Below are 19,344 nucleotides of genomic sequence, written 5' to 3'. Positions count from 1 at the left end.
AGGCAATCCACAGCGGCGCCGGTGCAGTGCCGGCCGGATCAGTGTCGATCTCAGATGAGCGCAGTGCCACAGGAGGACTGCGTCGCATGAGTCAAGCGCCAAAGGCTGGTGTCGTCAGACGCTCAGCGCAGCGCGCAGCCGCGCCTCGTCCACTCGCCAGAAGTCGTGCCTGTGCCCGTCGACGAGGGTCACCGGGATCTGCTCCCAGTACTGTTCGGCCAGCTCTCGGTCCTGCGTGATGTCCAGTTCGGTCCAGCCGACGCCCAGATCCTCGGCGACGCGGACGACCACGGCGCGGGCGTCGTCGCACAGGTGGCAGCCGGGCTTGCCGATCAAGGTGATCCGGGTGGTCTCCATGCCGAACACAGTAACGACTCGCGCCGGGGCCGGCGCACCGGACCCGGATACATATCCGGATACGTACCCGAGTTCACTAGTCGCCGGGCCGTAACCAAGCGGGCATCAAAGCCGGACGTGGAGTTACCTAGCGGCGAGTATGGTCTACTCCCATGGCACCCCGAACAGTCGCGCAGCTCACGACCGGTCAGGCCGCCCAGACCGCCGCGGCGCAGGCCGACGGCGCAGCCCTGTCCGGTGTGCCCGCCGCAGCCGGGCCCAGAGTCGCCGGACCGTCGGCGCAGCTCGAACCGCGCCGGCCCGGGACCGTCAGCACGGTCACGCCGTTCACCGGCTTCACCGGGCCCCGGGGCGGCGGACCGGCCGCGTTCTTCGACCTGGACAATACCCTGATCCAGGGCGCCTCGCTGTTCCACGTGGCCCGCGGGATGGCCGCGCACCGGATACTCAGCGGCCGGGACATCGCCAGGTTCGGCTGGGGCCAGTTGACCTTCCGGTTCCGCGGCGAGCGAGCCGGGACGATGGAGTCGACGCGCGACCGGGCGCTGTCCTTCGCCGCCGGGCACACCGTCAGCGAGATCATCGCGATCTGCCATGCGATCTTCGACGACTACCTTGAGCGCAAGATCTGGCCGGGCACCAGGGCGCTGGCCCAGGCGCACCTCAACCGGGGCGAACCGGTCTGGCTGCTGACCGCCGCTCCCGACGAGTTGGCGAACATCATCGCGCACCGGCTCGGCTTCACCGGGGCGCTGGGCACCGTCGCCGAGTCCGTCGACGGCGTCTACTCAGGCCGCATCTGCGGCCAGGTGCTGCACGGACCAGCGAAGGGCGCCGCGATGCGTGAACTCGCCGAGCGCGAGGGATACACGTTGCACGCCTGCCACGCGTATTCGGACTCGGCCAATGACCTGCCGATGCTTACCTCGGTCGGTTACCCCCACGCGGTCAACCCGGACCGCAAGCTGCGGCACTACGCGTTGCAACGTGGCTGGCCGGTCGTCGAGTACCGCGCCGGGGTGCGCCTGATGCGGGCCGGCATCCCGAGCTCAGCCGCGATCGGCGCGACGGCGGGCGCCATGGCGGCCGGTGCCGCACTGCGCCGCTCCCAGCGGCGGCGCGAAGCCACCGACTCCGCCATCGGCTGAGTCCCAAAGCTGCTGCCTCGGCCGTCGGCCGAGCCACAAAGACACTGCTTCAGCCATTCGCTGATACACGAAGACACTGCCTCGGCCGCCAGTTGAGCCGCGCCACGGCACGCCACTCCCCATCGTCGAGCTTTTGCGTACCGACGTCGAATCTTTGGTCGTCGGGCATTCGAGCCGTTCGGCATTCGCGAAACGGGTCCGGAGTCGACAATCGGGTCAGCCAGTGTTGATATGACCGTAGTTGATCCGACCGCATTGGTCTGACTGGCGGATGACACGCCATCAAACGTTCGTCCATGCTTAGACCGTGCGCTTTCACTGCCCTCCGACACGTGCAGTAACGTCGCCGACACGAAGCGATATCCTCGGCGGACCTCGGTCAGTCCGGGCCTGTCGTGCCAAACCCACACACGAGGGGAGCGATTTTCCCTACGATGTGGGAACGGCCCACGAGCGGTGATCGCCTCCGCACGCTCGGTCATGATCGGCCCTCCGATCACGACCGGCGGCCCGCATCCCACGCGGACCGGTGCAACGGCGCCGCACTGCTACGTCGTCCTCCACGGCGGCGTGGCCATGGTTAGGCAGACCTGCCCGAGAGGATTCGTGCAGCACCCTCACGCGGCGGGCTGACGCAGCCCCCGAACAGCTGGAGTCCCGTGCATCGAGACGTCAGGGCCGACGCCGTCGGCTTGACCGGTCTGCGGATGGCCGTGGTCGCGATGGCGGCCTCGGCGGTCCCGGACCGGCCGACGGCCACGCCGCGTTCGCTCGAATCCCCGGCCTCACCGCCCGGGGAGCTGCCCGCGCCGCGGCACGAGCCCGCCGCCGAGCCGTACCGGCCACGGCAGCAGGACGGTGGCCGACGCAACAACGGCCAGCACAACAACGGCCGTCACGACGAACGCGGCCAGGACGCCGAGTCGATGCGGATGCTGGCCCTGGTCCGGCTGGCGCAGGACGGCGACGGCGAGGCCTTCGGCCAGCTCTACGACGCCTACTCGGACACCGTCTACCGCTACATCTACTACCGCGTCTCCAACAAGCCGCTGGCCGAGGACCTGACCAGCGAGACCTTCCTGCGCGCGCTGCGCCGCATCTCCACCTTCACCTGGCAGGGCCGCGACTTCGGCGCCTGGCTGGTGACCATCGCCCGCAACCTGGTCGCCGACCATTTCAAGTCCAGCCGCTACCGCCTCGAAGTGCCCACCGGGGAGATGCTCGACTCCGACCAGACAGAGTCGAGCCCCGAGGACAGCGTGCTGGCATACCTGTCCAACAAAGCGCTGCTCGACGCGGTCTGCCAGCTCAACTCCCAGCAGCAGGAGTGCGTCACGCTGCGGTTCCTGCACGGCCTTTCGGTGGCCGAGACCGCGAAGATCATGGGCAAGAACGACGGCGCGATCAAGACGCTCCAGTACCGCGCGATCCGCACCCTGGCCAGGCTGCTCCCGGCGGACGCCCTCCGGTGACCGAGGCCGCGATACGCACTCTTCGAACTTCGCCGGGGCCGCGGCGCAGGGTCGGCCGACGCACAGCGGCGGGCGAGCGCACGGCCGCACAAAAGCATCGGTCAGGTTCGAAGAGCCTGATATACCGGATGGCGCGCTCCGCGTACCGACCCCCGGAGGGGTGCGGTGGCGTAACTCCGTCCGTATCACAGTCGTTACACCGGGTAACCGTGTGGATACGCGAAAACACCGGATGTGCAGGGGCAATTGCACGATCCACTCGTCCGGGTGAAATTGCGGCACGACCGCGTGCCCAAGGCCGACCCGGGCACAACCTTGCCCAGTCGGGACGAGTCAAACTTGCGTCGGCGGCGAAATGGCTGCCCTGGAAGGGATGGGAGGTGGCAGGCGAATGGCACAGCGCCGCAGTGGTGGCCCATGGCCGTCCCCGTCCAATGAGCGCCGACTCGCGGAGGAGTTCGACCTCGCACTGAGCGCGGCGACAGCCGACGGTTCGGGACGCGGCGGTTCCGGCAAAGGCAGTCCGCAGTCGCGTCGACGCTCGTATGACGAGCCGTCATACGACGAAGCGTCTTACAACGGCGGGCCGAGCAACGGCCCGTTGGACGATGGCCGGTTGAACGGGGCCGCGCACGACGGATACGACGCGAGGGCGCGGCGGGAGTCGCGGGAGTCTTCGTCGGCCACGCCCGCCGATCCGATCAACTCCCTGGTGGCGTTGACCCGCCGGGTCGAGGACGCCGGGACGGCGCTGTCCGGCATGGACGAAGCCTTCCGGGCCCAGCTGCGCGCGCGACTGGTCCGGCTCACCCCGGAACTGGCCGCCGCCCCGGCCAAGGGTCAGGTCCCGGCCCAGCGCGGCGGACGGCACGCCGGACTGCGCAAGCCGGTCACGGCACGCCCGTCGCACAGCGGTGGCGGCATCTCGGCGTCCTGGCGGCGACGGCTGCTGGCGGCGGGAGTCGGCGTGGCGGTGGCCACCGGCTCCGTCGGCGGCATCGCGATCGCCTCGGCCGGGGCGGTGCCGGGCGACCCGCTGTACAGCGCGAAGAAGATGTTCGAGAACATCCAGCTCTCGCTCTCCGGTTCGCCGACCGACCGCGGCGGCGAGTACCTGAAGCTGGCCGACACCCGGCTGTCCGAGATCGAGGCACTGCTCTCCCGCCGGGACGCCGACGTGCCCGGCTCGCCGACCACGGCCTACCTCGACCAGGACCTCACCGATCTACAGACCATGATCGCCGACGGCGGGAACGTCCTGCTCGGCCAGGTACGCACGCAAGGCGACCAGCAGGCGGTACATCTGCTGTCCGACTTCCTGCTCACCGAACGCCAGCGGGTCGCCGACCTGGCCTGGCAGTTGCCGCTGACGTTGCAGAACCGTCCGACGCACATCGTGGCCACGATGGACACCCTCTACCTCCAGCTCCAGGCGGCGGTGGCCGCGCTACCGCCTCCCGGCAGCGCGACGCCGACGCCGTCCACCGGCCCGCAGCCGGACGACGGCACGAATTCGAGCGCCGGCGCCGGCCAGGGCGGCAGCACGTCGGCCTCGCACGCCCGTGGCGGGCGGCCTGGTGATTCACACGGCGTCAGCCCGTCCGGGCAGCGGTCCGCCGGAGCCTCGGGCAGCCCGGGGGCAAGCCCCAGCGCCTCGCCGTCCGCGTCGACGCCGCCGCCGATAAACGTGCACCTGCCGCTGCCGATACTGCCGTCGATAAGCATCGACCTGCCGCCGCTGCTCATCCTGCCCGGAATCAACCTCGGGCTCGGCGGCTCCGGCTCGAATCCGAGCGCCACACCCGGCCACTGACGGCTCCGCGCAGCGCGAGCAGGGCCTCGACAGAGAAGCAGCGCCGCTCGGGCGAAAAAGGCGGCTCGGAAAAAGGCGGCTCAGAAGAGGGCGGCTCAGAAGAGGGCGGCTCAGAAGAAGACCGAGCGGCGCTGCAACAGCAGCCGGTACAGCGTGTCCTGAATCGTCTCGCGGACCTGGTCGGTCAGGTTGAACACGAGCATCGGGTCGTCCGCGGCGCCCGGGTCGTAGCCGGAGGTGTCGATCGGCTCGCCGAAGGCGATGTACCACTTGGACGGCAGCGGGATCAGCCCGAGCGGCCCGAACCACGGGAAGGTCGGGGTCACCGGGATGTACGGCAGGTTGAGCAGCCGGGCCAGCGGCCTGATGTCGCCGATCTTCGGGTAGATCTCCTCGGCGCCGACGATCGCGGTCGGGACGATCGGCGTGCCGGTGCGCAGCGCCGCCGAGACGAACCCGCCGCGGCCGAAGCGCTGGAGCCGGTAGCGGTCGGCGAAGGGCTTGCCGATGCCCTTGAAGCCCTCGGGCCACACGCCGACCACCTCGCCCCCGGTCAGCAGCCGCTCGGCGTCCGGGTTGCAGGCCAGCGTGTGCCCGGCTTTACGGGCGAGCTCACCGACGAACGGCATGCTGAACACCACGTCGGCGGCCAGCATGCGCAGGTGCCGGCGGGCCGGGTGGTGGTCGGCGAGGGCGATCTGCGTCATCAGCGCGTCGAGCGGCAGGGTGCCGGAGTGGTTGGCGACGATCAGCACGCCGCCCTTGTCCGGCACCTGGTCGATGCCCCGGGTCTCCACCCGGAAGTACCGCTCGTACAGTGGGCGGAACACGCCGAGCAGCACGTTCTCGGTCAGCTCCGGGTCGAAGCCGAACTCGTCGACCTCGTAGTCACCGGTGATCCGCCGGCGCAGGAAGGCCAGGCCACGCGCGGCGCGCCGCTCCCAGTCGGCACCGCCGAGCAGTCGGCCGACGGTGTCGATCGGGTCCGTCGGCGGCCGCACGGCCGTCCGGCGCTCCTGCGGCTGCTCGCTCACCCGTCCTCCTTCCAGTCGCCGACCCCGTTACTCCCTTCATCCTCCCCGAATACACCGTTCTGTCGGCGCACGGCGCGATCGGCAAGCATGTCGGTCAGCCGCTGCTCGGCCGTGGCGACCGCAGTCCGTGAGATCAGCGGACGCAGTCCGGCGGCCCCGGCGTGTGCGGTAACCGCCTCCGCAGTGCTGTAACGCAGCGTCACACCAAGCCGGGAGCCGAGCCGCGTGGTGTCGAGCACCCGGCCGTAGGTCAGCAGGCTGAGCTGATCGGCGGTGAAGTCGGCGAGCCCGGTGCGCTTGAGCACGGCACCGAGCGTGGAGGTCGTGAAGGCGGGCACCGGGAAGGTCGGCCGGCCGAGGCGGCGGGCGATCTGGGAGAGCGTCAGCACGCCAGCCCCGGCGACGTTGTACGTGCCGGGGCGGGTCTCCCCCGCGGCGGCCCGGATGGTCTGCACCACGTCGTCGATGTGCACGAACTGGAGCCGCGGATCGAAGCCGAGCACGGTCGGCAGCACGGGCAGCGAGAGGTAGTCGACGAAGGCGGTCTGCACGTCCGGCCCGAGGAAGTTGGCGAAACGCAGGATGGTGATCGCGACGTCGGGACGGCGGCGGGCGAAGCCGCGCACGTAACCCTCGACCTCGGTGACGTCCTTGCCGTAGCCGGAGCGGGGCGGGCGGTGCGGCTCGGTTTCCTCGGTGAACAGGGCGGGATCGCGCGAGGCGCAGCCGTAGACCGCCGCGGAGGACTTCACCACGAGGCGCCGCACGCTGGGCGACTTCTGGCAGGCCGCGAGCAGCTGCATCGTGCCGATGACGTTGCGTTCCTTCATCGCGGTGCGGCCGCCGGCCTGGGCCGGGGCGGCGAGCACGTCGAGATGCAGCACGGTGTGCGGGCGCACCCGGGCGATCAGCGAGGCGACTTCGGGCGTGCGCAGGTCGGCGCGGACCGTCTCCACGCCCTCGACCCGGTCCTCGGGCCGCGGCTCGCGCAGGTCGACCGCGACGATCCGGTCCACCGGGAACTCTCCGGCCACGCCGTGGCGCAGCAGGTCACGCAGCACGGCCGCGCCGAGCCTGCGCGCCGCGCCCGTCACCAGAATGGTCCCGGAGTCGTTCAAACCCGCGCTACCGCCTCCCGGTCCCGCAAGCCAAGACCAAGACCCTCCTCGAACATGACCGGGGCCGGCGACGCAGGGTCGGCCGACGCGCGGCGGCAGGCGAGCCCACAGCCGCCACGAAAGCACCGGTCGGGTTCGAAGAGCCACCAAGAGCCCTCTTCGAACGTAATCGGGGCCGGCGGCGCAGGGTCCGACACAAAGCGACGGACGGGCCTACAGCCGCCACAAAGGCACCGGTTGGGTTCGAAGAGCCGCCAAGAGCACTGCGACCTCGGACGCGACCGCGCGACTACTTCTTGTTGCGACGCTGGATGCGCGTCTTCTTCAGCAGCTTGCGGTGCTTCTTCTTGGCCATGCGCTTGCGGCGCTTCTTGATGACCGAGCCCACTTGGAACCCTCGCTCACTATGCACGGATGTGACAGGGATCCAGGGTACCCGCCCGGAGGGCGAACTCAGGACCGCGGACTCGATCGCCGCCTCGGACTCACTCGCGCCGCCGCGCGCTCACGCGGTCACTCGGTGCTGCCGACGTACGCGCCGGAGAGGTATTCGCGGACCGCCTTCGAGGGTACCCGGAACGAGCGACCTACACGTACCGCGGTCAGCTCTCCCGAGTGAACCATCCGGTAGACGGTCATCTTGGAGACCCGCATCACCCCGGCCACCTCGGCAACCGTGAGGAAGCTCACGTCCTCGAGCGCCGTCCCGTCGCCGAACAGCTGCGGACGAGATGCGCCTGCGACCTGTTCGGTGTCGGCGGAATGGGCATTGGGCATCTGGGTCAACCACCTTTCGCGCAGACGCGTTGACACCGGCATCCCCTCCGTCCGATAGTCCATACGCGTGTGCGTTCCGTCTCCCACAGTAGTTGCCCGTGATGCGAATGGGGAGAGCGATTCCGAATTATGGGGATATCCCTACCACCTCATTACGCAGTCTTACGCTGCTGAAGTGAAAGTTGCGCCGTTTTGCGCGCTAAGGGCACGTAGGGTCGCACAGAGGTACTGCACGGCGCAGTAGTGTCAGACGGCTCAGTCGCGCCGGATTTGCGCGCTCCCGACGCGTGCGAGCACGTAGTCACCGAGGAGCTCATACTGCTCCGGATCGAGCCCGTCGTCGAGAGGGACTGCAACTTGCACGGTGCCCTCGTCCTCGCCGACGAACAGCGCCGGGTCGTTGCAGTCCGCGAACCCGATCGCGTCCACCCCGGCCTGGGCCGCGCCGCCGCACCAGCCGTGGTCGGCGAGCACCAGGTCGGGCAGCGGTTCGTGCCGCGCGGCCAGCTCGGCCAGCACCGCCCGGATCGGCCGGGCCGCGTGGCTGTGCGCCGTGCCGCCGATGTCTTCGACCATTGCGACACCCTGGTGGTACCTGACCTCCAGGCGCTTGCGGCCGTGGGACGAGGTCGCCTCGTACGACCAGCCGTCAGCAGCCTCGACCACGGTTCCCCCCGCCGCACGCAGCACGGCGGCGAAGCGCTGGTAGAGCGGGCCGAGATTGCGGGGGTGGCCGGTGGCGAACAGCACCCGCTGACGTTCGCTCAGCGCGGCGGCGAAGCGCTCGGCGTAGCGGTCCAGCGCGTCGGCGGTGCGCTCGGGGTCGATGGTGTCCTGCCCGTTCCGGTGGTTGAGCAGAGGACTGACGCCGACCTTGCGGGCCATCAACTCCAGGACGGAGTCGCCGGTCCAGTGCCCGGCGGGGTCGAGGCCGAGCAGGTAGTAGGGGTCACGATCGGCCAGCAGCCGGTAGTGCAGCAGGTTGTTCTCGCGCGGCGTGCGGACCCGGCCGGCCATTCCGGTCGCCGTCAGATGCTCGACCAGTTCCTCGCGGGTGGGGTCGAGCTGTTCTCCGACGACCGGGACCAGAGCGCTCATGGTCCCGAGAGTAGCGGGCCGCACCGCGTCGGGACGGGAAACGAATCGACGCCCGGCACGTTTGGCAAACCCTGGTCAGCCCGGCCGCCGAAGCGGCGGTGCTTGCCCGAGCAGCCGGTTCACAGCCGAGTCGGTCCGCGGCTCAGTCGGTCCGCAGCGCCACGACCGGGTCGAGCCGTCCCGCCCGCCGGGCCGGGACGACCCCGAAGATCACGCCGACCGCCACCGAGACGCCGAAGGCCACGGCCGGTGACCACCAGGCGATCGCCGTGGGCAGCGGGCTGAACGCGCCGACCGCGACCGAGACTCCGACGCCGAGCAGGATGCCGATCGTGCCGCCGACCGCGGTCAGCAGTACCGCCTCGACCAGGAACTGGAGGATCACGTCGCGCTGCCGCGCGCCGAGGGCCTTGCGCAGCCCGATCTCGCGAGTGCGCTCCCGGACGCCGACCAGCATGATGTTGGAGACTCCGACCCCGCCGACCAGCAGCGAGATGCCGGCGATGGCCGCGAGCACCAGGGTGAGCAGCGAGAGGATCTTGCCGATGGTGCCGAGGATCTGGTCCTGGGTCACCGCGGAGAACTGCTGGCCCGGGTACTTGGCGGACAGCTCGGCGACCAGCTGGTCGGACAGCGGCCCGATCCGGTCCGGGGTGGGCGCCTTGACCGCGAGGTCCTGCACCGCCGCCATCCCGAACAGCCGCTGCGCCGCGGTGATCGGTATGTCCACCTGACTGTCCTGGCTGATCCCGAAAGCCGAGCCGCGGCGCACGGCCACGCCGACGACTCGGAAGCGCACGCCGGCGATCGTCACCGGCCGGCCCACCGGATCCTCGCCGGGGAAAAGCGTCGACGCGACATCGGCGCCGAGCACCGCGACGCGGGTGCTGGTGTCCACGTCGGCCTTGGTGAGGTACGTGCCCTCGGCCATCGGCCGGTTGAAGATCTGCGGCACGGTCTGGGTCAGGCCCTGGACGGTGGCGAAGTAGCCGAGCCCGCCGGCCCGGACCTCCTCGCCGGAGGTGATGCTGGCGGTCACGTCGTCCGGGGAGCCGACGACCCGCGCGGCCAGGTCGAGGTCGGAGAGCTGGAGCCGGGAGACCGAGGGCGCGGTGCCGAAGGCGAACTTGCCCGGCACGACCAGGATGATGTTGGAGCCCAGGCCCTCGACCTCGTTCTCCACCATGTTGCGCGCGCCGCCGCCGATGGCGACCAGCACGACCACCGCCGCGACGCCGATGATCACGCCGACCATGGTCAGCAGCGAGCGCAACCGGTTCGCGGCCAGCGACTCGCCCGCGACGCGCAGGGACTCCAGCGGGTTCACCCGTTCTCCGCCTTCCCCGTCACGGACTCGCCGAGCACGGAGTCGCCGAGCACAGCATTGTCGATGATCGCATTGTCGATCTCTGTATCGATCTGCGCGATGCCCGAGACGGTGTCCTCTACGACCAGGTCCTCGACGACCAGGCCGTCCCGGATCCGTATCAGCCTCCGTGCCCGCGCGGCGATCTCCGCTTCGTGAGTGACCAGGACCACGGCGACGCCGCGTTCCCGGTTCAGCTCCTCCAGGATCGCCATGACCTGCTCGCCGTTGACCGTGTCCAGGTTCCCGGTCGGCTCGTCCGCCAGCAGCACGCGTGGTTCGCCGACCAGTGCACGCGCGATGGCCACCCGCTGCTGCTCTCCGCCGGACAGCTGTGTGGGCCGGTGCCCGAGCCGGTGCCCGAGGTGCACCGCCTCAAGCGCGGCGGTCGCCCGCCGCCGCCGTTCGCCGCGGCCCACGCCGCGATAGACCAGCGGCAGCGCCACGTTGTCCAGCGCCGAGGTGCGCGCGAGCAGCTGGAAGGACTGGAAGACGAAGCCGATCGACTCGTTGCGCAGCCTGGCCAGCTCGGCGTCGCCGAGCTTCGTGATGTCGCTGCCGCCGATCAGCAGGGAGCCCGCGCTCGGCCGGTCCAGGCAGCCGAGCAGGTGCATCAGCGTGGACTTGCCGGAACCTGACGGCCCGGTTATCGCGACGTATTCGCCCTCTTCGATGCGCAGCGAGACGCCGCGCAACGCCGCGACCTCGACCCCGTCCAACCGGTACACCCGGTGCACGTCGAGCGCCTCGATCGCGACGGCGGCTGTAGTCACGACGTTCTGCGCATTCTCCGCGGTCAACCGACGTGATCCCCGTCGGCGACCTTGTCGGCGCCGGCGACGACGATCCGGTCCCCCGCACTGAGACCGGTGAGAACCTGCACCGACTTGTCGCCCTGCGCGCCGAGCCGTATCGCCTGTTTGTGCGCGACGCCGCCGGTGACGATCCACACGCTGGTGACGTTGCCGTCCGTCACCAGCGCGGCGGAGGGCACCGAGAGCGCGTGCTGCACGGTACGGACATCGAGGTCTGCGATGGCGCTCATCCCCGGCAGCGGGGTCGGCGCCGCGGAGCCGTCGGACAGCGTGCCCGCGCCGAGCCTGATCCGCACCGTGTACGTCACGCCGCCCTGCGCCGAGGTGGTGGAGTCCGGGTCGACCGCGGTGACCGTGCCCTGGTAATCGGCGCCGGGGACCGCGTTGAGCTGGATGTGCGCGACGACTCCGGTCGCGACGTTGAGCACGTCGGTCTCGTCGACCTGCGCGGTGACCGAGAGGCTCGACGCGTCGGTGACCGTGAACAGCGCGCCGCCGCTGGAGACGGGGCTTCCGACGGAGATGACCGAGCCGCCCGAGCCGGAGGATCCGGCCGAGCCGCCGGAACCCGAGCCCGAACTCCCGCCGGCCACCGCGCCGAGCGCGGACGCGCCGCTCGAACCCGCCGCCCCGGCCAGCAACTGGCTGAGCGAACCGAGGCCGTTCGCGCCCGCACCCGCCTGACCGCTGCCGAGCGTGACGACGCCGGAGATCGGGGCGGTCACCGTCAGCGCGTCCACGGTGCGCTGTGCGACGTCCACCACGGCCTGCGCCTGCGTCTGCTGCGCCTGCCCGAGCGCCGCGAGCACCTGCGACGCGGAGGCGAGGCCCTGCTGGAACTGCGCGATCGTGCCGGTGACCGCACTGATCGCCGAGTCGTATGAGCTCTGCGTCGCAGAGATCTGGTCGAGCAGCGCCTTACGCAGCGTCGGATCGGTGATCTGATTCGCTGCCTGCCTTGCCTGCCGGAACGCCCGGTCGGCGCTACTGCGCGCCGACGACGCGGCCGCAGTGAAACCATCATCAGTGGGCTGCACTGCGCCGCCGCCCGAGTCAGCGGCCTGCGCGGCGGCCTGCTTGGCCTGGTCGAGCTGCTGCTGCGCGGCCGGAGAGGAGATGACGCCGAGCAGCTGGCCCTTCGTGACGCGCTGGCCGTCCTGCACCGCGAGCTTCGCGACGGTGCCGTCCGAAGCCGCCGAGAGAGTGACTTGAGCCTTGGGGACGATGTTCGCGGGGGCCTGCACGACCTGCGCCACGGTCCCGTACCCGATCGGGGCGACCTGGATCCCCGAATCGGCATTCGACGTGCAACCGGTCACCGTGACGACCACAGTGACGCAACCGAGTGCCAGGAAGAGCCCTGTCCGAGCCCATACTCCGCTCACGCGATACATCGTATGCAGTGCGGGTTCGGCGGTTCACGGCCGGGGTCCGCCGCAGGTCTTCGCCAGAGATCTGTGCCAGAGATCTGTGCTGAAGGTCCCCGCCAGAGGTCCCCACCGGAAGGTTTCGAACTTTTCGCCGCCCCACCGGAGCGTCCAGCGCGTCCGGTGGGACGCCGATTGGCCCTACATTAAGCCAACCTGTGAATCACCAGAACCCTCGTGTCCCAACCGTGACACGCCGGTAATAAACGCATCATGCTCCTAATGCGCGGAACATGCCCGATATATGCGCAGCACACTGGCTCGACAACGGCTCGACAACGCCCGCGTCACACCCCTGAGGCCAGCTCACGGGAGCGGTCACGGGCCGCTTCCAACGCCGCGAGCAGGGCGGCGCGCACCGAGTGCCGTTCCAGTTCGCGGATCGCCGAGATAGTGGTGCCGGCCGGAGAAGTCACCGCCTCGCGCAGCTTGACCGGGTGTTCTCCGGAGTCGCGCAGCATGACCGCCGCGCCGATCGCGGACTGGACGATCAGCTCGTGCGCGGTGGCGCGCGGCAGGCCGAGCAGGATCCCGGCGTCGATCATGGCCTCGACCAGGTAATAGAAGTAGGCCGGGCCGGAGCCGGAGAGCGCCGTGACGGCGTCCTGTTGCGATTCGGGGACCCGGACGGTCTTGCCGACCGGCCGGAAGATCTCCTCGGCCCGGCGCAGATGCGCGTCGGTCGCGTGCGCGCCCGCCGAGATCGCGGACATCGCCTCGTCCACGAGCACTGGGGTGTTCGTCATGACCCGCACCACCGGCAGCCCCGGCACGCCGAGCCGGTCCGCGACGAACGCGGTCGTGATGCCCGCCGCGCCCGAGATCACCAGGCGGTCGGCCGGGACGTGCGGCGCAAGCTCCTCCAGCAGAGCCGCCATGTCCTGCGGCTTGACCGTGAGGATGAGCGTGTCGGCACTCTTGGCCGCCTCGGCGTTGGAGAGCGCCGCAACGCCGTAACGCGCGGTGAGCTCCGCAGCCCGCTCGGCTCGCCGTGCGGTGATCACGACTTCGTCGGCGGACTTCCCGGCGCGCAACACGCCGGAGACCAGTGCCTCACCCATCTTGCCGGCGCCCAGCACGGCCAGTCGGCTGCCGCTGTGCCGTTCCGTATCGCCGTAGCCAACACTCTGACCAGTCACGCGCTTTTCCTTGATCTCGTCCACGGTGTCCGTGCACAACGGTGTCTCATGCGCAGTATCCGTCCCATGCGCGGTATCCGCGTGTCCTATGTCTGATCGACGTCGACGTCGACGCCATCCGGCCCGGCGCCGCCCGGCCCGGCGAGCTGCGCGACATCGCCCTTCCGTTCAACCGCCACCGCTGCGCCCGCGAGGTGCCTGCGGGCGAAAAACAGCGCCTCTTGCAGGTCGACGTCCCGCTCGTCCTGATTCACCGCACGGCGGGTGTTGACCTCAAGCACCACACTGCCATCGAAGTCGTTGCGCCCGAGCAGGCCGAGGATCTGCGCGCAGGGCTGGTTGCCCCGGCCCGGCACGAGATGCTCGTCGGCGTTGGAGCCGCTGCCGTCGGCCAGGTGCAGGTGGGCGAGCCGCGGGCCCATGCGTTCGAGCATTGAGAGCGTCTCGATGCGCGAGGTGGCCGAGTGCGACAGGTCGAGGGTGTAGTACGGGTAGTCCTGCTCGGTCGGATCCCAGCCCGGAGCGTACGCCTCAACCCCGCGTTCACCCACGATCCGGTTGCGCGGTGTGCGCCACGGGTACATGTTCTCGACGGCAAACCGGATGTCCGTCTCCTCCTGCATCCGCCTGATCCCGGCGACGAAGTCAGCCGCGTACTTGGGCTGCCAGACGAAGGGCGGGTGCACGACCACGACCTTGGCGCCGAGGGCATCAGCCGCCTCACGCGCCTTGACCAGCTTCGCCCACGGCTCGGTGCCCCAGACCCGCTGGAGGTTAAGCCAGAACAGGCACGGCGCGTGAATAGCGAGGATCGGCAGACCGAGCCCGTCACGCAGCCGCCTCAGCGAGTCGATCGACTGGCTCACCGGGTCGTTGGTGACCATCACCTCGACGCCGTCGTAGCCCAGCCGGGCCGCCGCGGCGAAGCCGGTGGCCGTGCTCGCCGGGTACACCGAGATCGTCGATAGCGCGACCTTGGGCACGTTGACCCGAGCCGCCTCGCCGCTGCTGCCGACCGCCCACGTCACCTGACCGAGACTACATACCAGTCGGCTGGGTCTCCTACAGCCACTGGTCCTGCAAGCCGTCCAGGCGTCGCAGGATGACGCCCTCGCGCAGTGCCCACGGACAGATGTCCACGTGGTCGGCGCCGAACAGGTCGAGCGCCGCATCGGCCACGATCGCTCCGGCCAGCAGCTGACCGGCGCGCGCGGCCGAGACCCCGGGCAGTTCGGCCCGCTCCGCCGTGCGCATCCGGGACAGCTTGGGCAGCCATTCCACCAAGTCCGCGCGGCGCAGGCTGCGCGGGGTGTAGAAGCCCTCCGTGCTCGGCGCGGCCCCGCACACCCGGGCCAGCTGCCGGAAGGTCTTCGAGGTCGCCACCACCCGATCCGGCCGGCCGTAGCGGACCAGTTCGCCGACGACCTTGGCGATGCCGCTGCGCACGTGCCGGCGTAGCGCACGGACCGAGTCCTCGTCCGGCGGGTCGCCGGACAGCCAGTCCTTGGTCAGCCGCGCCGCGCCGAACGGCGCCGAGCGGGCCACCTCGGGCATCTCGTCGAACCCGGAGGCCATTTCGAGCGAGCCGCCGCCGATGTCCAGCACCAGCAGCCGCCCGGCGGACCAGCCGAACCAGCGGCGTACCGCGAGGAAGGTCATCCGGGCCTCGTCCGCGCCGTCGAGCACGGCCAGGTTCAGCCCGGTGCGCTCACGGATCCCGCGCAGGATCTGCTCGCCGTTGGTCGCGTCGCGGATGGCCGAGGTGGCGAAGCCGATGAACTCCTCGACCCCCTTGTCCTCCGCGATGTCGACGCATTCGGCCGCGAACGATTCGAGCCGCTCGGCGCCGTCCGGGGTTATGGCACCGTCCTCGCCGATCAGCTCGACCAGTTGCAGCTCGATCTTGTGCGAGAACGCCGGCAGCGGACGCGCGCCCTCATAAGCGTCCACCACCAACAGGTGCAGCGTGTTCGACCCGATATCCAAAACCCCTAGCCGCATGCTCACGACGCTAGACCACGCCGGGTCGCGCCGCTGGCGGCCGCCGTGATCTTCACCGAATCGAGGCACAACTTCGCTGCGCAGCGCCATCGACACCGTGCCATCGAGCCTCTTCGAACGGCCACCGGCGCCCGGCGCCCCGGGCACCCCGCGTACCGTACGCACTTGACGCGCCCGAGCGCAGGTCCGGGCTCCAGCCGGACCGCGAAAGATTTTCCGGCGCGGCGGATGGTCGGTTCGCCGAGCCGCTCCTAGGCTCTTGTCCGTGCCTGAAGTACCGCTGGACTTCCCCCGAGCGTGGGTCGAGTTCCCCGATCCGGACAACCCCGAGCAGGTGTTCCGCGCGGACCTGACCTGGCTGTGCTCGCGTTGGCGATGCATCTGGGGCTCCGGCTGCCAGGGCATCCACGCCGGACGGCCGGACGACGGCTGCTGCTCGCTCGGTGCGCACTACTCCGACTCGGCGGACGAAAAGCGGGTGAAGCAGGCCGCGCGCCGATTGACCCCGGAGACCTGGCAGTTCCACGGCGAGGCGGCCAAGCGCGGCAGCCGGCTGTCGATCAGCGAGACCGACCAGGACGGCGACCGGCAGACCCGCGTGCACGAGAACGCGTGCATCTTCCTCAACCGCCCGGGCTTCCCCGGCGGCGCCGGCTGCGCGCTGCACGCGCTGGCGCTGCGCGAAGGCCGGCATCCGCTGGAGACCAAGCCGGACGTCTGCTGGCAACTGCCGATCCGCCGCACCTACGACCATGTGGAGCGGCTAGACGACAGCAAGATCCTGATGATCACGATCAGCGAGTACGACCGCCGCGGCTGGGGGCCGGGCGGCCACGACCTCAACTGGTGGTGCACCGGCAACACCGAGGCGCACATCGCCGCCGATCCGGTGTACGTCTCCTACGCGCCGGAACTCGTCGAGCTGATGGGACGGCCCGCGTATGACGTGCTCGTGCAGTTCTGCGCCGACCACCTCGACACGAAGGCCCCGGTCGCCCGGCACCCGGCGTCGCCTCAGTAGCCGCCCGCGCGGTGAGGGCGCGGCGCGGCCGATGCAGGGCCATTCGACGAGCCGACTGCGGCTGTGGATGAGGCTGTGGATGAAGCGGATGCGCTAGGCGTCGAGCCCGGCCCCGGCCCGGCTCCGGACCCAGATCCCGGCCCGGAGCCCGACCCTGGCGCGGTGCTCGGGCCGCCGCCAGGTGAGGCACTGCGCGACGGCCGCACCGTGGCGGACGGCCCGACCCCGCTCGCCGAGGACGAACCGGCGCTCGGCGTCGGGGTCGGCGACGGTCCGGAGGACGGCGGATTGCTGGACTGACCGGGCGAACCAGGCGTCGCGCCGGTGGGCGGAGCGCTCGAAGGTGGCGTGGACGGCCCGGAGGTGGGGCCGTAGCCGCCGCGCAAGGTGACGACCGAGCCGCCCGGCGAGAACGTCACCGCGCTCGTCCACGGGCCGGATGGCGCCGCGCTCGTCGCGGTCGCGGTGATCGCCTGGGACTGCCCGGCGCCAAGCGTGCCAGAGCTCTGACTCAGCGTGATCCACCGGTCGCGCGGCGCGGCGCTCCACGTGGTCGGCGCGCCACCGACATTGCGCAGCAGGATGCTGACGCTGCTCGGGTCCGCGTCGCGCTGGTTGACGCTGACGCGAAAGTCGGCGGCGTTCACGCCGGAGCCGGGAGTAGCCGCGCCCGGACCCGTCGCATCGCCGACCGTGCCACTCACGCCGCCGGTTCCCGGCGCCAGACCGTTCTCACCGGAGCCGGGCGAGTTCGGGCCATGCGTGCCGGATCGCGCACCGGGCGCCGACGGAGTGCTCACCGCGACGGACAACCCGCCGCCGCCATTCGGCCCGTTGACAGCGTCCTGCTGCGCGGGTTCGGCGCCCGGGAGCACGTGCGAGTGATTCTCGGAGACCGCCCCGAGCAGCGCCGCCGAGGCAGCGGCGGCGGCACCCGCCGCGCCGAGGACGGTGGCGGACAGCACGGCCTGTCGCACCGGTCGCGACTTGTGGCGTGGACGCGGTCGCGGTTTACCGTCCTGGTCGCGAGGCGCTTCGGGCGTCGGCGCAGCAAGGCGCGGTAACCGCGCGCCGCCGCGATCCGCAGCACCCGCAGCACCCGCAGCACCCGCAGCACCCGCAGCACCCGCAGCACCCGCAGCCGTGGACGCAGCGGCCGTACCAGCGATCGCCTCTCCAGCCACGTTCGGCGCACGGAATGCGAACCGACCGGACGGCGTCGAGATGAAGCTGCCGGACGAAGCACGGCGCCTCTCACCCGACCTCACCGATTGCAACGAACGCTCGGCGTCCCGCCCGTCCACTGGTCGCCACGCCATCGTTGTATCGGGCGGAAGAACGCGCGCCGCCCAGCTTCCCGGTGACCGATACACGCCGGTGGCGTCCGTATCGTCATCCACCCTGGCTCTGTGCTTGGACGTGGGTCTAGCCCAGGGAACATCGTCGTTGTCGGATCGACCTACCGTCGCAGACACGTCGTCACGCATTCCGTTGGCACCCGGCGTCCGGCGCGGTAGTTCCGACACTGCGTCCGCAGCGACGGACGTGTCGCTCGCCACAGGCGCCCGCGTTTCCGCCGCTTGCCCATCCCCGCCCCGCATCGGCTGGTCCATGCCGATGCTCGTACGCGTCGCGCCGACGGTTCCCCGCGGCACTGCCCGCCGACCACTGCGACGACGCGCCGATGCGGGCTTCGCCGCCATCGGGAACCCGTCGGGCGTGAACCGCTGAATGCGCGCCGCGATGGCGTCGTGGTCAATCCCGAGGCGTAATGCAATCCGCGGGTCGTGCAGCTCGCTGAGCACGATCTCCCGCAACGCACGCGGAGCGGCCACGAACGGCAGGATCGTCGGCGCCGCCGGAGTGCCGATGACAGTGTGCAGATAATGCTGGCAGCGCGTGCAGCCGTCCACGTGATCCGTCAGCGGCGCGCGCAACGTCGCGTCGAGCCGCCCCGACCAGCCGAAAGTGAGTTCCGCCAGCTGCGCGCAGTGCTCGCGCGACGCTTTCGCGACAGCGACCGCGGCAAGCGAACGCTCCAGTTCCCGCCACGCGTCCGCGAGAACGCCGAAGCCCTGCGACCCGGCCGAGCCGATGACTCCACCGGCCTCACCACCGCCGAACCTTCCCGCCCAACCGGACTGGCCGAGTCCGAGCACCAGCCCGAGCCCCTGGCTGTCGAGCCCGTGACGAATCGTCAGCTCCAGGATCTCCCGGTGCGCCGGTGCGAGGCCCTCCGACTCGGGCCACTCCAGTGAGTGGAACTCGGCGCGGCGCAGATTCCGCTCCAGCGAGGCCAACGATCCGCTGGGATCGGCCGAACCGCTCGGCGGCCGCAGCCGACCCGAGACCGGGCTCGGCGACCCGCCCGCATTCGGCGAAGACGCCGCCAAGGACGACGTCGGCGATGCCAACGATGCGGATGGCGACGACGATTCCGGTGACGCCTCGGAAACCGAGGCTACGGCTGACCCTGACGCTGAATCTGCCGCCCGCGTCATGCACTCGCGCCGCATGATCGCGTAGAGCCACGGCTGGACGTGCTCAGGCTGCCGAAGCTGTGTGATGTGGCGGTCGGCGATGACGAACGTGCAGTACAGCGCATCCGCCGCAGCGTCGTGATCCCGCAGCGACCATATGGCGTACGTGTGCAGACCGTCCGCATACGCGTCATACGCCGAAGCGCGTCCCCAGCCATCTCCCGCATCGCCGGAGGGCCTGATCGGCTCGGTACGCAGCGGCCGATCATCGAACGGTG

General features: G+C 70.4%; 17 protein-coding genes. 4 read left to right on the top strand and 13 right to left on the bottom strand.

All coding sequences use genetic code 11. The features are described 5' to 3' along the window. Positions 1-114 precede the first annotated feature (114 nt). On the bottom strand, positions 115-357 hold the full coding sequence (locus VGS97_RS13510; RefSeq protein ID WP_326853771.1) for a glutaredoxin family protein: 243 nt from the start codon (positions 355-357) through the stop codon (positions 115-117). A 152-nt stretch (positions 358-509) separates the two neighbouring features. Here VGS97_RS13510 and VGS97_RS13505 point away from each other — a divergent pair, with 152 nt between their 5' ends. The 3 genes from VGS97_RS13505 to VGS97_RS13495 all read left to right on the top strand — a co-directional run bounded on the left by VGS97_RS13505 (position 510) and on the right by VGS97_RS13495 (position 4,790). Then, entirely contained in the window at positions 510-1,505 is a 996-nt protein-coding gene (locus VGS97_RS13505; RefSeq protein WP_326853770.1) for an HAD-IB family hydrolase, read from the top strand. A gap of 659 nt (positions 1,506-2,164) precedes the next feature. Beyond that, positions 2,165-2,977 carry an ECF subfamily RNA polymerase sigma factor, BldN family gene (locus VGS97_RS13500; RefSeq protein WP_326853768.1) on the top strand — a complete coding sequence of 271 codons (813 nt, stop codon included), beginning with the start codon at positions 2,165-2,167 and terminating at the stop codon, positions 2,975-2,977. 391 nt (positions 2,978-3,368) lie between these two features. Next, a complete protein-coding gene (locus VGS97_RS13495) occupies positions 3,369-4,790 on the top strand; it encodes a DUF5667 domain-containing protein (RefSeq protein ID WP_326853767.1) in 1,422 nt (473 codons plus the stop codon). 110 nt (positions 4,791-4,900) lie between these two features. Here VGS97_RS13495 and VGS97_RS13490 read toward each other — a convergent pair whose 3' ends face one another. The 11 genes from VGS97_RS13490 to VGS97_RS13440 all read right to left on the bottom strand — a co-directional run bounded on the left by VGS97_RS13490 (position 4,901) and on the right by VGS97_RS13440 (position 15,565). Continuing rightward, positions 4,901-5,839, bottom strand: a complete 939-nt coding sequence (locus VGS97_RS13490) for a lysophospholipid acyltransferase family protein (RefSeq protein ID WP_414641709.1) — start codon at positions 5,837-5,839, stop codon at positions 4,901-4,903. Then, the gene (locus VGS97_RS13485) at positions 5,821-6,918 is read right to left on the bottom strand and encodes an NAD-dependent epimerase/dehydratase family protein (protein ID WP_326853764.1); all 1,098 of its coding nucleotides are present in this window, start codon (positions 6,916-6,918) and stop codon (positions 5,821-5,823) included. Before VGS97_RS13485 ends, VGS97_RS13490 begins: the two co-directional genes overlap by 19 nt. 313 nt (positions 6,919-7,231) lie before the next feature. After that, the gene (locus VGS97_RS13480) at positions 7,232-7,330 is read right to left on the bottom strand and encodes a 30S ribosomal protein bS22 (protein ID WP_018654693.1); all 99 of its coding nucleotides are present in this window, start codon (positions 7,328-7,330) and stop codon (positions 7,232-7,234) included. Between the two features lie 125 nt (positions 7,331-7,455). Next, complete coding sequence (locus tag VGS97_RS13475) at positions 7,456-7,719, bottom strand: helix-turn-helix domain-containing protein (protein WP_326853763.1); 264 nt, start codon at positions 7,717-7,719, stop codon at positions 7,456-7,458. Between the two features lie 255 nt (positions 7,720-7,974). Next, complete coding sequence (locus VGS97_RS13470; RefSeq protein ID WP_326853761.1) at positions 7,975-8,817, bottom strand: phosphatase; 843 nt, start codon at positions 8,815-8,817, stop codon at positions 7,975-7,977. A gap of 142 nt (positions 8,818-8,959) precedes the next feature. Further along, positions 8,960-10,144, bottom strand: a complete 1,185-nt coding sequence (locus VGS97_RS13465; RefSeq protein WP_326853760.1) for an ABC transporter permease — start codon at positions 10,142-10,144, stop codon at positions 8,960-8,962. Further along, positions 10,141-10,983 (bottom strand): ABC transporter ATP-binding protein, encoded by an 843-nt coding sequence (locus VGS97_RS13460; protein ID WP_326853759.1) that lies wholly within the window; start codon positions 10,981-10,983, stop codon positions 10,141-10,143. The genes VGS97_RS13465 and VGS97_RS13460 overlap by 4 nt, the downstream gene beginning before the upstream one ends. Beyond that, positions 10,980-12,383: an efflux RND transporter periplasmic adaptor subunit gene (locus VGS97_RS13455; RefSeq protein ID WP_326853758.1), complete on the bottom strand. Its 1,404-nt coding sequence runs from the start codon at positions 12,381-12,383 to the stop codon at positions 10,980-10,982. The genes VGS97_RS13460 and VGS97_RS13455 overlap by 4 nt, the downstream gene beginning before the upstream one ends. A 329-nt stretch (positions 12,384-12,712) precedes the next feature. Further along, positions 12,713-13,564 (bottom strand): pyrroline-5-carboxylate reductase, encoded by an 852-nt coding sequence (proC, locus tag VGS97_RS13450; protein ID WP_326853757.1) that lies wholly within the window; start codon positions 13,562-13,564, stop codon positions 12,713-12,715. Positions 13,565-13,650: 86 nt separating this feature from the next. Continuing rightward, positions 13,651-14,592, bottom strand: a complete 942-nt coding sequence (locus tag VGS97_RS13445) for a sugar phosphate isomerase/epimerase (RefSeq protein ID WP_326853756.1) — start codon at positions 14,590-14,592, stop codon at positions 13,651-13,653. 34 nt (positions 14,593-14,626) lie between these two features. Then, positions 14,627-15,565, bottom strand: coding sequence for a Ppx/GppA phosphatase family protein (locus tag VGS97_RS13440; protein ID WP_326853755.1), 939 nt, complete (start codon positions 15,563-15,565; stop codon positions 14,627-14,629). A 265-nt stretch (positions 15,566-15,830) separates the two neighbouring features. Here VGS97_RS13440 and VGS97_RS13435 point away from each other — a divergent pair, with 265 nt between their 5' ends. Then, positions 15,831-16,586, top strand: coding sequence for a hypothetical protein (locus VGS97_RS13435; RefSeq protein ID WP_326853754.1), 756 nt, complete (start codon positions 15,831-15,833; stop codon positions 16,584-16,586). Here VGS97_RS13435 and VGS97_RS13430 read toward each other — a convergent pair. Continuing rightward, positions 16,580-19,344, bottom strand: a 2,765-nt coding sequence (locus tag VGS97_RS13430; protein ID WP_414641706.1) for an RNA polymerase sigma factor, incomplete at its 5' end; no start/stop codon positions are given. The two genes, VGS97_RS13435 and VGS97_RS13430, sit on opposite strands and share 7 nt — an antisense overlap.

It is taken from the genome of Actinocrinis sp. (assembly GCF_035946395.1).
In the GTDB taxonomy this organism is placed as follows: Bacteria; Actinomycetota; Actinomycetes; order Streptomycetales; family Catenulisporaceae; genus Actinocrinis.
This window is presented reverse-complemented; position numbering and strand designations above follow the sequence as displayed.

What these genes read in the sequence shown, in the direction of transcription:
- VGS97_RS13510 (WP_326853771.1), bottom strand. Translation starts at nt 357, where the DNA reads ATGGAGACCACCCGGATCACCTTGATCGGCAAGCCCGGCTGCCACCTG.
- VGS97_RS13505 (WP_326853770.1), top strand. Translation starts at nt 510, where the DNA reads ATGGCACCCCGAACAGTCGCGCAGCTCACGACCGGTCAGGCCGCCCAG.
- VGS97_RS13495 (WP_326853767.1), top strand. Translation starts at nt 3,369, where the DNA reads ATGGCACAGCGCCGCAGTGGTGGCCCATGGCCGTCCCCGTCCAATGAG.
- VGS97_RS13475 (WP_326853763.1), bottom strand. Translation starts at nt 7,719, where the DNA reads ATGCCCAATGCCCATTCCGCCGACACCGAACAGGTCGCAGGCGCATCT.
- VGS97_RS13470 (WP_326853761.1), bottom strand. Translation starts at nt 8,817, where the DNA reads ATGAGCGCTCTGGTCCCGGTCGTCGGAGAACAGCTCGACCCCACCCGC.
- VGS97_RS13440 (WP_326853755.1), bottom strand. Translation starts at nt 15,565, where the DNA reads ATGCGGCTAGGGGTTTTGGATATCGGGTCGAACACGCTGCACCTGTTG.